The following is a 14,291-nucleotide window of genomic DNA, read 5'->3' as shown; positions in this document are numbered from 1 at the left end:
TTCTTCTCGGTCACGCGCACCCAGGAAGAGCTCTCTATCGTGTGCGCCGAAGAGCAGGTGCCGGCGGGGGCGAAGCGTTCGGCACGCTTCGCGACTCTGAAATTGCACGGCCCCTTCGCCTTCACGGAGACCGGGGTGGTGAGTTCCTTCGTGGCGCCGCTGGCCCAGGCAGGCGTGCCGGTGTTCGTGGTCTCCACCTTCGACACGGATCATGTGCTGGTGCCGGAGGAGTCGCTTGAAACGGCCTTGGGAGCGCTGAAGAAGGCCGGGCACGAGATTGTGGGCTAGACGCCTGGAATCATGGGGCAGACTTCGAGGGAATAGAGGTCCTTCGACTCGCGATGCCCTGCGGGCGAACCGCAGGGCATCCCTCGCTCAGGATGACAAACCTAAGAGGTAAGGGGCTGGGCGGCACGGCTGGACGCCGCGCCCCTTCAAAGTAGTTCTCTGTGTCTCCGTGTCTCTGTGGTGGGTTTGAATTTCTCTGCGGGCTCGGCGATCTCGGCGGTGAGACGGTCCTTACTCGATCTGCACCAGACCCTCGGGTTCGCCGGCGGGACGCGGCGGCACGTTCAGGGTCTGGGGATCGCGCCAGCCGTCGATGTAGGCGACCTGGTGGACACAGCTCACGGTGCAGTGGGGCGCACAGCCCTTCTCGGTGAGGTACTCGCGGCGGATGTCGGCCACCGTGTATTGCTCCAGCGGCACCGCCGGGTAGCCGCGCTGCTGCGAGCAGTAGTGCACCAGGCCGTCCTCACAGATGTAGAGGTAGCGGGCGCCGGCGCGGCAGCGCCAGCTATTGGGACGGCCGTGGGCGATGTTGTCCTGGAAGCCGTTGACGCGGGCGTAGCTGTTCTTCTCCATGGCCCGCATCTGGGCGTAGACGGCGCGCTCTTCCTCGCCCAGCGGCTGCAGTTGCCCGTCGCCGTTGTGGATGATGCCCACGGTGGAGGTCAGGCCCAGCTCCAGGGCGCGGCGGCCCACCACCAGCGCGTCGTGGGGATCGCGGATGCCGCCGCCCACCACCGAGTTGATGTTCACGTGGAACTCGGCATGCTGCGCCAGCAGCATCAGCTTCTTGTCCAGCACCTTCAGGCTCTTCTTGGAGACCTCGTCGGGCTTCACGTTGTCGATGGAGATCTGCAGGTGCTCCAGCCCGGCGGCGTTCAGGCGGTGGATGCGCTCGGCGGTGAGCAGGTAGCCGTTCGTGATCAGCCCGGCGATCATGCCGCGGCGCCGGATGTGGCGGAGGATCTCGTCCAGCTCGGGGTGCAGCAGGGGCTCGCCCCCGGAGATGGTGATGATGGTGGTGCCCAGGTCGGCCAGCTTGTCCAGCCGCCGCTGCATGGTCTCCAGCGGCACCGGCTGGGAGACGGCGTCGTACTCGTTGCAGTAAGCGCAGGCGAGGTTGCAGCGGCGCATGGGGATGACGTGCGCCAGGATGGGATGGTCCTTCGACACCAGGCCCTTGGCGATCATGCGCCACTCCCGCAGGCGGCGCTGCATGGCCTTGAAATCGCGGCGGAAGAGATGGGCCTTGTCCAGCATGGAAGATGAATCCCTTATTACAACACACCTTTCCCGCACGAAAAAGAAGGAATGCCGGGTGGTCTGCCGGATTCCGGCAGCGAACGGCGATTCCGGGGATTGAATGGAGGGCGGGCCGAAGCCGGGAGGACGGGTAAGTCCCATCCTCCCAGCAGATTAGCCTGGCTAGCCCAGCAGCGAGAAGGCAGCCCCGATCAGCAGGAACAGCAGGTACCACCCCACCACCACGCCGATGGCGGCTCCCTTCTTCACCTTGCTCACGGCGGCATAGCCGATGCCGGTGATGATGAGGCTCCAGATGATGAACACGTCGATGCCGGAGCCCAGCGTGAACAGGAACTTGGAGCCGGCGGGATTCAGGTAATAGCCCAGGTTGGTGCCCACCGGGTTCTGCACGTTGAATCCCTCAGGATCGACCCTCCCGGAGTACAGCAGCACCGCCGCCAGCAGCGACCGGAAGATCTCCGGCAGGGTCCCCCAGGCGGTGACCCCCAGGCAGGTGCCGAACTTGAGCTCGGCGCCCATGCCGAAATTGAGCGTGGCCATCAGGATGGCCGCCAGGATGATCCACCCGATCAGCCGCAGCACCGGGAAGCCGTAGGAGATGTACTTGGTGATCGCGACGCCGATCTGGAGGGCACGGGCCTTTTGGTCGGGAGGCATCTGATCCAGGCGCTCCTGGCCTTTGGGCGAGTTGTGCAGGTTGTTCTGGTAGACCTGGTCGAAGCCGACCTTGGTCTGCACGCCGCTCACGTAGGCGATGCTGCCCAGCAACAGCAGCACCCAGGGCAGCCACCAGGCGCTGCTGCGCCGGATCTCGGCGAAGGCCGAAGTGGGGGCGACGAAGGTGTTGATCACGCGCCCTCCCAGGGACATGGCGGGGCCGGTCGGGGCGGGAGGCGTTGCGGTTGCGCTCATGCGTTCATCTCCGATGGATTAGGAAACGCGGGGCCCAGAGCGAGGCATTCTAGCGCGTTGCCGCGCGCGGAGCAACGAGATCGGGATCAGCGCGCCCGCGAGAACGCCAGGTTGGGGTCGCCGTAAAAGACGTAGGCCAGGGCGGTGGGGTCGCCGGTCTCGCGGAAAACGTCGCGGCGGGTGCGGGTCAGCACTTCGCTGACGCGCGCCCGCCCCCCGGCCTGGGCCAGCTCGCTTTCCATCGCCTGGTAGAAGCGGGCGGCGAAGAGCGCAGCCACCCGGTCGTTCACCGGCCACAGCGCCCCGATGTAGCCGCTGGCCCCGATGCGCAGCACCGCCGGCGCCCACCCGTCCACGAAGTTCGCGACCTTCTGTGACTGCCCCACCTCGCAGGCATTGAAGAAGACCACGGGATGATGGTGCTGGCGCAGCGGTGTCATGCCCCGCCAAGTCATCAGGTCCAGGGGGCCGTCCTCCAGCAGGATGGCGTATTCCGGAGCGCCGCCCTGCTGCGCCACCGCGCCGTGGCCAGCGAAGTGGACCAGCCCGCTCGGCAACTGCTGGAAGACGGTGCGGAAGGCGCCCAGGTCGCCGCCCACCAGCGAGTAGCCGGGAAGCTGCGCCAGCGCGCTGAGTTCGTCGCTCTGCCCGGGCAGGGCCGTCTCGCCCTGGTACTGGGGCGCGATGACCACGACCTTCTCCAGGGGCTCGGTCTGGGGCGGGCGCTCCAGTTGCGCCGTGTCCTGGGTGACGTGCCAGCGGGCCACGGAAAACTCCATGCCCAGGAAATCGCGCTCGCCGCTGCCGTCGGCGCGTACCGGGCGCATCAGCTCCCAGGGCAGCGTGGGATCGTCGGTGAAGATCTGGATGGTGCGGAACTTCGCGCCCAGCTTGTCTTCCAGCGTCCAGAAGGCCTCGCGGAAGGGCTGCGGTGCGAACTGGAGGTAGAGCTGGCGGCCGAAGCCGCGCAGGAAATCGTCGGTGGACTGGCGCCCGGCGGCCGCGGCCTCCCCGGCCGGCTGCATACCGCGGCTGGAACGGGCCGCGATCTGGCGGTACTGCGCCGCCAGCCACTCCGCCAGACCCGGAGTGCGCGGCGTGGTGTACTGCGCCGGCTGCAGGTGCGGCGACTCCAGGATGATGGTCTCGGTGTTGTCGCCGGGGTTGTGCAGCAGGACCACGGTGAGGTCCGGGGGCACGAAGCCCAGATCGAGCGCCGCGCGGCGCTGCTCGACGACGGACGGGCCCGCGGCTGCGGGCGCGGCTTCCTTGGCGGCGGCTTTCGGCGCGGCCCGCGCCGCCGGCGGAGCCGCCGCTTTGGCTTCCGCGCGCGCTGCCGGCGCTGCGCCTCCCTGCGCCGGCCCCGCCTCCAGATTCGCGGCCGTGCCCTGCGGGTTGCGGATCACCAGGTCGCGCTCGATGCGCGCCAGGTAGCTGCCCTGGTACCACAGCGTGGCCATCAGGTGGACAGACCTCTCGGCCGCGGCCATGGGCCGCGCGCGCAGATAGAAGATGGCCACCGTGGAATCGCCCTGGCGCGGCAGCACCAGGCTGCCCAGGTTGGAGCCGCGGGCGAACTCCAGGCCGGGAGCGGAGAGCGCCACGTCGATCTTCCACTGGTTCTCGGCGCTCTGCGGCAGGGCCAGGGCCAGCTTGCCCTCGGCGGTGGTCGCGCCTTGCTGTACCCGGGCCTCCGGGGTGATCTGCTCCTCGGTCAGCGAGACTTGGACGGCGAACTCCTGCCCTGGCGCTACCGCATCCGGCGATTCGATGGTGGGATACCGCTCCAGCGTGTCGCGCGGCGGCTTCTCCAGGTTGCCCTCGACCGTTTCGTCAGGGAAGGTGTACTCGGCCTTGGTCTGGTACTGCGGCGGCGTGGGCTGGCCTGCCGCGGTGCCGGAAGAGGGGGGCGGCGTGGGCTGCCCCCAGTCCGGCTTGCTGGCGTCGTAGTCGGTGCCGCCCATCGCCCCCAGCACGACCGGGCCGGCGTCCTCGGGCTTGGGGGCGGACTTGGCCGCCGACTTTTTGCCGGTCTTCGCAGTCTTCTTCGACTTCGGCGCCTTGGCGGCAGCCTCCTGCCGCGCCTCCCGGGCCCGCTGCTCTTCCATCGCCTTTTCCCAGGCCGCGAGTTCCTGCTGGGCGCGGCGCGCTTCTTCCTCGCGGGCAGCGCGCAGGGCCTCCTCGTCGGGGGCGGAGGCGCTCGCCTTCTCTCCTTCAGGCCGGGTGGCCCCGGGCTCGGCCGGCGGCGGCGGCGGTTCCACGCTGCGATGGATGTCGGCCAGTGCCTTGCGCAGGCGGATCTCCGCCACCAGGGTATCGGGGAACTTCTGCTGGATGGCCAGCGCCAGGCGGTACATCTGGGCGCAGGCGTCGTAGACCTTGGCGGCGTCCTCGGGGGAGAGCGGCGGCGCACCTCCGGCCTCAGGACCGCCGCGCGCCTTGAGCACGTAGAAGTCGGCCAGGGTCTCGGCCATCTCGGCGAAGGCGAGGCTCTCGCCGCCGTAGCCGTCGCGCACCGCGTCGGCATTCTCCAGGACGAGGGTGATGGCGTCGTCCAGCTTGCCCTGCTTCTGCAGCGCGTGGGCCTGCTGCAGGATCGTGGGGACGTCGGGGGGAGCGGGCTGGGGCTCCCCCTGGCCAAGAAGCGGCAGCGCCAGCAGAAACAGCGCCGCCAGCGCCAGGTATCCCCTGCAGGCGGAAGCGCCGCTCCGTTGCATCGCTACTTCCTCCGGCCGAAGATGCGCAGCAGGTACAGGAACAGATTGATGAAGTCGAGATAGAGAGCGAGCGCGCCCAGGATGGCGGCCTTCCTGTCCTGGTCCGTGCCCTCCACTCCCATGGCGTGCATGCGTTTGATCTTCTGCGCGTCGTAGGCGGTCAGGCCGACGAAGATCAAGACGCCGGCGTAGGTCACCACCCAGTAGAGCGCGGAGCTGTGCCAGAAGATGTTGGCCACGGAAGCCAGGATCAGTCCGATCAGCGCCATGAACAGCAGGCTGCCCAGGGAGGTAAGGTCGCGCTTGGTGGTGGCCCCGTAGAGGCACATGGCGCCGAAGGTGCCGGCGGTGATGAAGAAGGTCAGCCCGATGGATTCGGCGGTGTAGACCAGGAAGATCACCGAGAGGGTCAGGCCGTTGAGCGCGGCGTAGAAGAGGAAGGCGCCCATGGCCAAGGCCGGGCTCATGCGGTTCACGCCCCAGGAGAGCCCCGCCACCGCGATCAGTTCGGCCACCACCAGCACCCAGAACAAACCTGAGCCGAAGATAGCCTTCACCATCGCCGGGTTGGTGGCGACGTAGGCGGCGATCAGGCCGGTAGTGACCAGGCCTCCCGCCATCCAGCCGAAGACGCGGGCGATGAAGGTGCGTTCGGCGGTGACCGACTGGGAGAGAGCGTAGGGAGCGGTGCTCATGGGAGGCTCCTGCACATCTCCCGCCAGTCTAGCCCGCGCGCGCCCCCGGGACAATCCCACCGGGGGCCTAGGGGTGCGGCTCCGTGGCCGGTGCGATCTCGGGCGTGGCCGCCAGCAGGCTCCGCGTGTAGGGGTGCTGGGGACGCGTGGTGATCTCCTCGGCCGGGCCCGCCTCCACGATCTTGCCGCCGTGCATCACGGCGATGCGCGTGGCCAGGTAGCGCACCACCGGCATGGAGTGGGAGATGAAGAGGTAGGTCAGGCCGAATTCGCGCTGCAGCCGGGCCAGCAGGTTCACGATCTGCGCGCCCACGCTCACGTCCAGCGCCGAGACCGGCTCGTCGGCCACGATGAAGCGCGGGCGCAGGGCCAGGGCGCGCGCGATGCCGATGCGCTGCCGCTGCCCTCCGGAAAACTCGTGCGGGTAACGGCCGAGGATGGATTCGTCCAAACCCACGGCGCGCAGCAGCTCCACTACCTGCGCGCGGCGGGCGCGGCCGTTGCCCTTCTCGTGGATGGCCAGCGGCTCTCCCACGATGGCTTCCACGGTCATGCGCGGATCGAGCGAGGCGAAGGGGTCCTGGAAGATGATCTGCAGGTCGCGGCGCAGGCGGCGCAACTCGCCCCCGGAGGCCGCCAGCACGTCGCGGCCGTCGAAGCGGACGGAGCCCGAGGTGGGCTCGAGGAGCCGCAGCAGCAGCCTTCCCAGCGTGCTCTTGCCCGAGCCCGATTCGCCCACCAGCCCCAGGGTCTCGCCGGCGTCGAGCGTGAGCGAGACATCATCCACCGCCCGCACCTCGCCCTTGGCCCCGCCCCCGAAGACGGATTCGCCCAGGGGGAAGACCTTGGTCAGGTTGCGGGCTTCGAGCAGGGGCATGGAGCAAGTTTCGCGTTTCAGGTTTCAAGTTTCAAGCAGACAACGTGAAACGTGAACCTTGAAACCCGAAACGGCAAGTGCGGGCGGCCGCTACCGCTTCTTGGCCGCGAGGGCCTGCAGCAGGGCGTCGTCGGCGCCCAAGGCCCTCAGGCGCTTCTTGAGGTCGGCGGTAAGCTCGAAGTCCACGCCTCGCTCCTCCACCAGGGCGGCGATGCGCTTGTTGGAGACGTTGCCCTGCAGCATCTTCTCGATGTCGTCCTGAGTGAAGGGCGGCGGGCCCAGAGGCTCGAGCTGGGCGGTGACGCTGAGCGGCTGCCCCGCCACCACCGCGATGTCCTGGGTGAAGTCCTTGTAGTTGGGCAGGCTGACGCGCAGGGTGTGGGCGCCGGGCATCAGCTTCAGCACCAGCCGTCCTTCCTGCTCGCTGCTCATGCCGCGGGGCTCGTCATTGACGTACACCTGCGCGCCCCCGGGCTGGGTGGTGATGGTGACCTCCGACGGCTGGGGCTTCCCCTTCTTGCCTGCGGTGGCCGCCGCCGCGGGAGTGCCGGCGGAAGCCGGCGCCAGGCCGGCCGTGGTCTGGCGGAAGTGCTGCAGCACGCCGTCGAAGTTCTCGACCGCCCGCACCAGGTACTCGGCGCCGCCGAAGCCCATCCCGGCATGGCGCTGCTCGCCGTTCTCGTAGAGCGGGATGTAAGTGTAGCTGGTGGCGCCGGAGGAGAGCGTCACCTTGCCGCCCTGGCGCTCCACCTGGACGGAACCGCGGGCGGCATCGAAGCCCTGGCAGTCGGCGCTCGGCTGCGCCACCACTAGCGCCACGTGGCTCTCAGAGACCAGCAGGGCGCCGGCGCATCCCGCCGTCTTGGCGGCGGGAAAGCGCAGCGCCGGCTCGCCCTTGTACTGCACCTCGTCCACGAACAGCGCCCAGCCCTCGCGCCCCTCGAAGCGCAGGGCGGGCCTGCCGTCATGCAGCTCGGGCTGGGGTCCCAGCTTGGCGGCCAAGCCCTGGCCGGGGTTGCCTTGTCCGCCGCGGCGCTGGCTCCAGGCGGGGAGCGCGGCCAGGCAGAGCGCGAGGCACAGGATGCGGGACTTTCGCATGGGCGCCATCTAGCGCCGCCTTCCCAGGACCTCGGCTTCGGCACGGCGGGCGCGCTGGGCGCGGCGCAATCCTGCCTGGGCGGCGGCGTTGCCCGGATCGATCTGCAGGGCCTGCCGGAAGCTGGCGATGGCGCCGGCGTAGTCGCCGGTGTCGAGCGCGGCGCGGCCGCGCGCGATGAGCTCCCGCGCCTCTCGCACCTGCGACGTGGGCTCTTCCGGCTGGGCCGCGGGCGGAGTCGCCGATGCCGCCGGCTTGGCCGCGTCCTCGCCTGCCGGGGAGCCGGCCACCGGCGCCGGCTGCACCACAGGCGGCGAGGGCGAGGCTGCCGGGACAGGGGTGTTCGCAGCAGCGGCGCTGCGACGACCGACAACGTAGTAGCCGCCCGCACCCAGCAGCGCCAGCGCCAGCAGGACCACGGCGATGCGTCCCCAGGGAGCGCCGCCGGCCGTCGGCGCCGGCGGGACACGCCGCGGCGCGGCCGCCCGCGACGCCGCCACCGGTCTGGGCGCAGCGGGGGCTGCCGCGACCGGCTGCGGGGAGGCCGCACGCGGCGACACCACAGTGGTGGGAGCAACCGGCGCCGCCGGTGGCGTCGGCACCCCTTCTTCATGCCGCGGCGAACCCATGACCTGCGTGGCCTGAGTCCCGGCGTGGCTGGCCGCGATCCACTCGCGGGGATGGCGCAGCGCCTCGTACATCTCGTCGGCGCTCTGGAAGCGGTCCTGGGGATGTTTGGCCAGCGCCTTCATCAGCAGCTTGGAAACCGGCTCGGGAATGTTGAGTTCGGGCTTGAGCAGATGCGGCGGACGCGGCGCCGTCTGGATGTGGTGCAGCAGCATGCCCATGGGGGTGTCCGACTCGAAGGGCAACTGCCCGGTGATCATCTCGTAGAGCACCACGCCCAGGGAATAGAGGTCGGCACGCCCGTCGACCTCCTGGCCGTGCTTGCCCATGGCCTGTTCCGGAGAGATGTACTGGGGCGTGCCCACCACCATGCCGGTCTGGGTGGCGGTGTAGCCGGCGCCGGTGTCGAAGGCGCCCTCGCGCACCTTGGCGATGCCGAAGTCCAGCACCTTGACCAGGTCGCTCGAGTCGGGTTGCGTGACCAGCAGGATGTTGTCGGGCTTGATGTCGCGGTGGGTGATGCCCAGGCGATGGGCGGCGCCCAGCGCCAGCGCCACCTGCTTGGCGATCTTGAGGGCGCGGCTGACCTCCACCCGCCCTTCCTGGGCGATCACCGCGCGCAGGTTCTGCCCCGCCACGTACTCCATGACGATGAAGGGGCGGCCGTCCTCGGTGGTGTCGATGTCGTCCACGCGCACCGCGTTGGCATGCTGCAGCTTGCGCGTGATCACGGCCTCGGTCTTGAAGCGCTTGAGGAAGTCCTGGTCCTCCAGCATGCGGCTGGAGACCAGTTTCAAGGCGCGGATCTCGTTGAAGGCCAGGTGGCGGGCCTTGTAGACCACGGCCATGCCGCCGGCCCCGATCTTCTCCAGCACCTGGTACTTGTCGCGGATGACCATGCCCTGCACCAGCTCGGAGGCGGCGCGCAGCGGGGCCTGGTCCTTGGGACAGGTCTGGAACTCGTTGGGATAGCTGCTATGACAGGTGTCGCAGAACTTCATGCCCTGACCCTAACCTTCCCACCGCCTGGGGAGATGAACCCGGCGGGCGCGGCCAGGTTGCCCGCCCGGCCGCAGAATATCGAGATGATACCCCGGCAGCCGCCGAAACCGAAGATACGAAAGTAACTCCCCCCAACAAGGGAGAGGGGGTTCCCAGGCCCGCCGCCGTCAGGCTCTTCCCCGGAACTGGATGATCCGGCGGCGGTCGCGCTTGGAGGGCCGGCCGGCGGGGAGCTGTTCGAATTGCGCCATCGCCTTGCGCTCCGCTGCTGCCTTCAGCCGTAACTCCCGGCTGGCCTCGCTCTCACGGTAGAGGGTCTGCGCCACCGCCGCCGGGCCCCGCACCTCGCTGAGCAGCAGGACCTCCACCTCGAAGTCGCCGCTGTCGTTGGTCACGCGCAGCCTGTCTCCGAGGCGGATCTCGCGCGCCGCCTTGAGCGGCTGCCCGCCGCACAGCACCCGGCCCAGCCGGCAGGCGCGCGCCGCCATAGCCCGCGTCTTGAAGAAGCGCGCCGCCCACAGCCACTTGTCGATGCGCACCGAGGCCATGGCCTATTCTCCTACAGGGGGCGGCATAACGGGTGGGGTCCTCGGCGCTGCGCGCAAGATCCTTCGGCGCTGAAGCGCCTCAGGATGACGCCTCCAGGGGAAATCGAGGCATCGGAGAAACCCTCTGACGTCTGACCTCAGAGGTCTGACGTCTGCTTTTTCGCCTTGGGGATGGCCAGCCGATCTTTAGCGGGGGAGGGGCTGAAAGTCCGAGTATTCGCCGTGCCGCCTCATGTGGATGGAGCCGAAGAGCACGCGGGCGCCGTATTGCAAGTTCCAGCGCTGCCATAACCACAGCCCGGGCGCGACCATCTCTTTGGCGAAGTCCAGGTGAACCGTTTTGACCGACCCCAGTGGGCCGCCCACGCTCACGGGCTGGGTGAGATCGAGTTCGCCTTTGACCAGGAAGTAGTTCTGGGCGTCGATCCAGATGCGCCCCTGCATGCGGCTCAGGACCTTCTCGTCGCGGTTGCGCGCCTCCGGCTGATCGGGCTTGGGTAGGACCGTGAGCAGCCAGGCGGGATGGCCCTGGACCTCTTCCTGACCCATCACGTGGAAGAGAAACCGGCGAACGAGCTGCTGGTCGATGGAGACGCCGCCTTCCTCCCCCTCCTTCTTCTCGTGGAGGCGCTTGCGGAAGGCAGCCTCGCGCTTGGCCTCCCGGGTCCGTTCCTTTTCGTCGAGCGGTTTGCCGTCCTTGAGTACCAGGCGGTCGTAGGGTGCGCCTTCGACCAGGACAGTCTGAAAGTCCCAGTCGTGATGCTCCTTCACCCTGCCATCGCTCTCCAGTTCCTCCGCGACCTCGTGGTACTTGAAGCCGTAGTCCTGGGAGGGATTCTGCCTGGCCAATTGCTGGCTGCGGTCGATCATGCGGGCGACCAGCTCGTCGGCGGCGGGCATGGCGGCGGGAGCGTCCGGAGACTGCGCCGCCAGCGGCAGGGCAAGGAGGAGCAGGACGGCATAGGGCAACGGCCTGGCGAGGATGGTCACTCCAGCATCTCCGCCGCCCGCCGCCCCAGGCGGTCCCAGAAGGGACGGAAGCCGGCCCACAGCGCCCAGACCAGCAGCGCCGCCCACAGCGCCAGCGGGAACCAGTACTGCCAGTTGCCCACGCTCTCGAACATGCGGGTCAGGGGGTAGTTGATCTGCCAGAGGGAGAAGGTGAAGACGGTGACCATCAGAGTCAACATGTCGTAGGCCAGCAGGACCCGGCAGAGGGCGGCGCCCAAGGCCATAGCGAGGAGGAGTTGGAACCAATCCGGGGGCCAGCCCTTGTCGGCGAGCATCGTGACACCACCGATGAGCCCAAGCACCAGGAAAGAAGCGACCCAGCGGCGGGCGAGGGAGACCGTGGAGGCCACGCCGTAGGCAAACGCGACCGCGAACATCAGGGCCGCCGCCGTTCTCGATATCAAAGGCACGCGCGATGCCAGTGGGAAGGGCTCAGCGAGCTTCGGCCAGGTCAGGCGCGCGAGCATGCCCAGTCGGAGCAGTACGGTGTACGAAGCCAGGACCAACAAACCGCAAGCGCAACCGCGGATCCAGGCCAGTGCCGTGAGGCGGGCGCTGGGCCGCAGGTGCAACAGAGCCGTGTAGCTGGAGGTCAAGTGAGGCCAGGGGCGACCGGCCAGGAAGTTGATGACTGGGGTGACCACCACCAGCCAGAACAGGAAGGTCATCATGTAGAAGACCGCCCACCAGAAAACCATTGCCGGCGAAGGATCCCACCAAGCCAGCGCGAACCCCGCGGCCAGAAGTATGGCCAGACCCGCCAAGACGCCGAGTTCGCGGGCCCCCACCTGGGAAAACAACCCGCGAAGAAAGAACAGCCCCAGCATTACCACGAACCACACGATGCCCACCACCATCGGGGCGGAGGAACGGGGGGCCGGTCTGTAGCCTTCCGGCAGGGTGATCCATCGGCCCAGGTAAGCCGGCCGGTCGTAGACTTCCACCTTGTAGTGCCATTCGATGCCGCTGGGAAGCCGCTGCACCCACGTAAAGGTGTTCCCCTGGCGGCCCTCCAGGTTGAGGGTCCCCTCGGACTCCGGCGTGAGCCGGTCTGTGTCCACGCCAAAAGTCTGCTGGATCTCGCGTTTGGCCAGTTCGAGGGCGGGACCGCGCGCGATCCCAGAGCCGGGCGAAATCCGGCCCTGAACCGGCAGGCGGATGGCGCGCAGTGCCCCGCCGGGCTCGTACACGACATGAGGCAGTTCCGAGATGTCGGCCTTTCCGGACTCGCGCAGCTCCGGCTGGTCGAAGGTGAGGGTGTAGAGGAAGGGAGGAAACTCGCCAGTCAGAGCCCTCTGAGCCTCGACGTAGCCCGCGCCCTGGGCGAGCAATTGGTAGGGCCCGGCCTCCTCTGCAACTCCAACCCAGGCCTGGGAAGGAGGCTTCCAACCGCGGCGGGTCATGTCGTCGCGCGCCTTGTCCAGAAACTGCTCCCGGGTGAGGCGGACGCGCAGGCCGGTTTCCGGGACCGTGGTGCCAGCCAGGGCAAGGAAGGCAGCCAATCCCAGCGCGCCCAGGAAGAGAAGCAGGAGGTCGCTGCGACGGCTGTTTGCCAGGTGGGGCGGCAGCGAGACTTCGGCGCCCTTGGCCTGGGAAGTTTCCTCCTGGCTCAGCGCAGCATGAAGCTCCGCCACCGACTGGAAGCGCCGCTTCGGCTCCTTCTGCAGGCACTTCATGATGCCGCGATCGAGGGAGCCCGGCAGGTAGGGTTCCAGCGATTGCGGCGGGAGCGGAGTGCCGTGGATATGCTGGTGGGCCAGTGCCACCGGGGTATCGGCGCTGAACGCCGGCCGCCCGGTGAATATCTCGTAGAGAATCAGGCCCAGGGCGTAGATGTCGGTGCGCGCGTCCACGGGCCGGCCTTCCGCCTGTTCCGGGGCCATGTAGGCGGGAGTGCCCAGGACGGCGCCCGTCTGCGTGCCGCCGGTTTCCAGCGAACGCGCGATGCCGAAGTCCATCACCTTCACGTGTCCATTGCGGTCGATGAGGATGTTCTCCGGCTTAAGGTCGCGATGGACGACTCCCTGGGCATGGGCCTCCTGCAGGCCGTCGCAGATCTGGCGCGCCAATTCCAGGCCGCGGCTCACCGCCAACCCGCCCACGCGCGCCAGCAGGGCGCGCAGGCTCTCGCCCTCCACGTACTCCATGGCGATCACCACCACCTCACCGAAGCGCAACAGCTCGTAGGTGCGGCAGACGTTCTTGTGAGTGATCTTGCGGGCCAGCAGCAGTTCGTTCTTAAAGCGTTCCAGCACCGCCGGAAAGGCGGCGATCTCCGGCTTGAGGACCTTCAGCGCCACCAGGTCGCCGGTTTCCCGGTCGCGGGCGCGGTAGACGATGCCCATCCCGCCCCGGCCCAGTTCGCCCAGGACCTCGTAGCGCTGGCCAAGCCAGGGCAGCGGCGATTCCGCCGGCTGCTGCTCCGCGACCACGCCGGGGTCGGTGCTGCCCAGTGGCGTGGTTTCTTTCTCCGCCGCTTCCGGAGGCGTCTTCACCGCTTCGTCCTGGTCGTGCCGGCTGAACATGGATGATGGCTCCGGGCTACCTCCTCCTACTTCTTTGCCTTGGCGATGGCGAGCAAGAGCTCGGCATCGGCGCCGGCCTCGCGGAGCTGCCGCTCCGCATCATCGTTGAGGGTGAAGTCCACGCCGTACTGCTGGATGAGCGTCAGCAGGCGCGCCTTGGGGACGCGGCTCTGCAGCGCGTCCAGCACTTCCTTCAGCCCCAGCGCCGGCGGCCCCGGCGGAGGCAGCCGCTTCACCGCGATGGTGAAAGGCTCGCTGTGGCCGCTGCTGCCGACCGCCGAGCCCTGCAGCACGCTTTCGCCCACCGGCACCGGCACCGCCGCCACCTCGAACTGCACGCTGCCGTCGGGCTGGCGAGTCAGGGTGGCGCGCTGCCCCGCGACCTCCACGCGCTCCACGTCACGGAAGCCGGCGGCCACTCCGCGCACCGTCACCGTGGCTTCGGTGGTCTGCGCTCCGGGCGCGGGCGCGGTCACCTTTACCTCGGGACGCGTCACGCTGAAGACCAGGTGCGCCTCCGCCTTGTCGGCCGAGGTGGCCAGCACCAGCACGCTGCTGCTGCCGGGCGCGACCGCCAGCGCGGGCAGCAGGAACTCCGCCGTCTGCGGGCTCAGGACTTTCAGCGTGGCGGGCTGGCCGTTCACCGTGACCAGGGCGATGCCGGAGGGCTGGGTGGCGATGCCGCGCACCCGCAGCGCCGCGCCGGCTTCCACCGGCTTGCTCTCCT

Annotated in this window: 12 protein-coding genes; 1 reads left to right on the top strand and 11 read right to left on the bottom strand. The window is 68.8% G+C overall.

What is annotated here, in order from left to right; genetic code table 11:
* Positions 1-288, top strand: a 288-nt coding sequence (locus VEG08_13360; GenBank protein ID HXZ28975.1) for an ACT domain-containing protein, incomplete at its 5' end; no start/stop codon positions are given.
* A 231-nt stretch (positions 289-519) separates the two neighbouring features.
* Here VEG08_13360 and VEG08_13355 read toward each other — a convergent pair.
* From VEG08_13355 to VEG08_13305, 11 genes are all read right to left on the bottom strand, one after another.
* Complete coding sequence (locus VEG08_13355) at positions 520-1,548, bottom strand: radical SAM protein (protein ID HXZ28974.1); 1,029 nt, start codon at positions 1,546-1,548, stop codon at positions 520-522.
* A gap of 165 nt (positions 1,549-1,713) precedes the next feature.
* Complete coding sequence (locus VEG08_13350) at positions 1,714-2,466, bottom strand: YIP1 family protein (GenBank protein ID HXZ28973.1); 753 nt, start codon at positions 2,464-2,466, stop codon at positions 1,714-1,716.
* Positions 2,467-2,552: 86 nt separating this feature from the next.
* Complete coding sequence (locus tag VEG08_13345) at positions 2,553-5,183, bottom strand: CHAT domain-containing protein (GenBank protein ID HXZ28972.1); 2,631 nt, start codon at positions 5,181-5,183, stop codon at positions 2,553-2,555.
* A gap of 2 nt (positions 5,184-5,185) precedes the next feature.
* The gene (locus tag VEG08_13340; GenBank protein ID HXZ28971.1) at positions 5,186-5,878 is read right to left on the bottom strand and encodes a Bax inhibitor-1/YccA family protein; all 693 of its coding nucleotides are present in this window, start codon (positions 5,876-5,878) and stop codon (positions 5,186-5,188) included.
* A gap of 67 nt (positions 5,879-5,945) precedes the next feature.
* Entirely contained in the window at positions 5,946-6,755 is an 810-nt protein-coding gene (locus VEG08_13335) for an ATP-binding cassette domain-containing protein (protein HXZ28970.1), read from the bottom strand.
* A gap of 90 nt (positions 6,756-6,845) precedes the next feature.
* Complete coding sequence (locus VEG08_13330; GenBank protein ID HXZ28969.1) at positions 6,846-7,862, bottom strand: PEGA domain-containing protein; 1,017 nt, start codon at positions 7,860-7,862, stop codon at positions 6,846-6,848.
* Positions 7,863-9,479 carry a protein kinase gene (locus tag VEG08_13325; GenBank protein HXZ28968.1) on the bottom strand — a complete coding sequence of 539 codons (1,617 nt, stop codon included), beginning with the start codon at positions 9,477-9,479 and terminating at the stop codon, positions 7,863-7,865.
* Between the two features lie 168 nt (positions 9,480-9,647).
* The gene (locus VEG08_13320; protein ID HXZ28967.1) at positions 9,648-10,028 is read right to left on the bottom strand and encodes an RNA-binding S4 domain-containing protein; all 381 of its coding nucleotides are present in this window, start codon (positions 10,026-10,028) and stop codon (positions 9,648-9,650) included.
* A 186-nt stretch (positions 10,029-10,214) separates the two neighbouring features.
* On the bottom strand, positions 10,215-11,018 hold the full coding sequence (locus VEG08_13315; protein HXZ28966.1) for a hypothetical protein: 804 nt from the start codon (positions 11,016-11,018) through the stop codon (positions 10,215-10,217).
* Positions 11,015-13,564: a serine/threonine-protein kinase gene (locus tag VEG08_13310; protein ID HXZ28965.1), complete on the bottom strand. Its 2,550-nt coding sequence runs from the start codon at positions 13,562-13,564 to the stop codon at positions 11,015-11,017. Before VEG08_13310 ends, VEG08_13315 begins: the two co-directional genes overlap by 4 nt.
* A gap of 26 nt (positions 13,565-13,590) precedes the next feature.
* Positions 13,591-14,291 (bottom strand): hypothetical protein (locus VEG08_13305; GenBank protein ID HXZ28964.1); only part of this gene is annotated, 701 nt, incomplete at its 5' end.

This window comes from Terriglobales bacterium, from assembly GCA_035624475.1.
Taxonomy (GTDB): Bacteria; Acidobacteriota; Terriglobia; order Terriglobales; family Acidobacteriaceae; genus DASPRL01.
This window is presented reverse-complemented; position numbering and strand designations above follow the sequence as displayed.

Excerpts from the sequence above, each read along its gene's own strand:
- VEG08_13325 (HXZ28968.1), bottom strand. The coding sequence starts at position 9,479 with ATGAAGTTCTGCGACACCTGTCATAGCAGCTATCCCAACGAGTTCCAG.
- VEG08_13340 (HXZ28971.1), bottom strand. The coding sequence starts at position 5,878 with ATGAGCACCGCTCCCTACGCTCTCTCCCAGTCGGTCACCGCCGAACGC.
- VEG08_13335 (HXZ28970.1), bottom strand. The coding sequence starts at position 6,755 with ATGCCCCTGCTCGAAGCCCGCAACCTGACCAAGGTCTTCCCCCTGGGC.
- VEG08_13345 (HXZ28972.1), bottom strand. The coding sequence starts at position 5,183 with ATGCAACGGAGCGGCGCTTCCGCCTGCAGGGGATACCTGGCGCTGGCG.
- VEG08_13310 (HXZ28965.1), bottom strand. The coding sequence starts at position 13,564 with ATGTTCAGCCGGCACGACCAGGACGAAGCGGTGAAGACGCCTCCGGAA.
- VEG08_13355 (HXZ28974.1), bottom strand. The coding sequence starts at position 1,548 with ATGCTGGACAAGGCCCATCTCTTCCGCCGCGATTTCAAGGCCATGCAG.
- VEG08_13330 (HXZ28969.1), bottom strand. The coding sequence starts at position 7,862 with ATGGCGCCCATGCGAAAGTCCCGCATCCTGTGCCTCGCGCTCTGCCTG.
- VEG08_13320 (HXZ28967.1), bottom strand. The coding sequence starts at position 10,028 with ATGGCCTCGGTGCGCATCGACAAGTGGCTGTGGGCGGCGCGCTTCTTC.
- VEG08_13350 (HXZ28973.1), bottom strand. The coding sequence starts at position 2,466 with ATGAGCGCAACCGCAACGCCTCCCGCCCCGACCGGCCCCGCCATGTCC.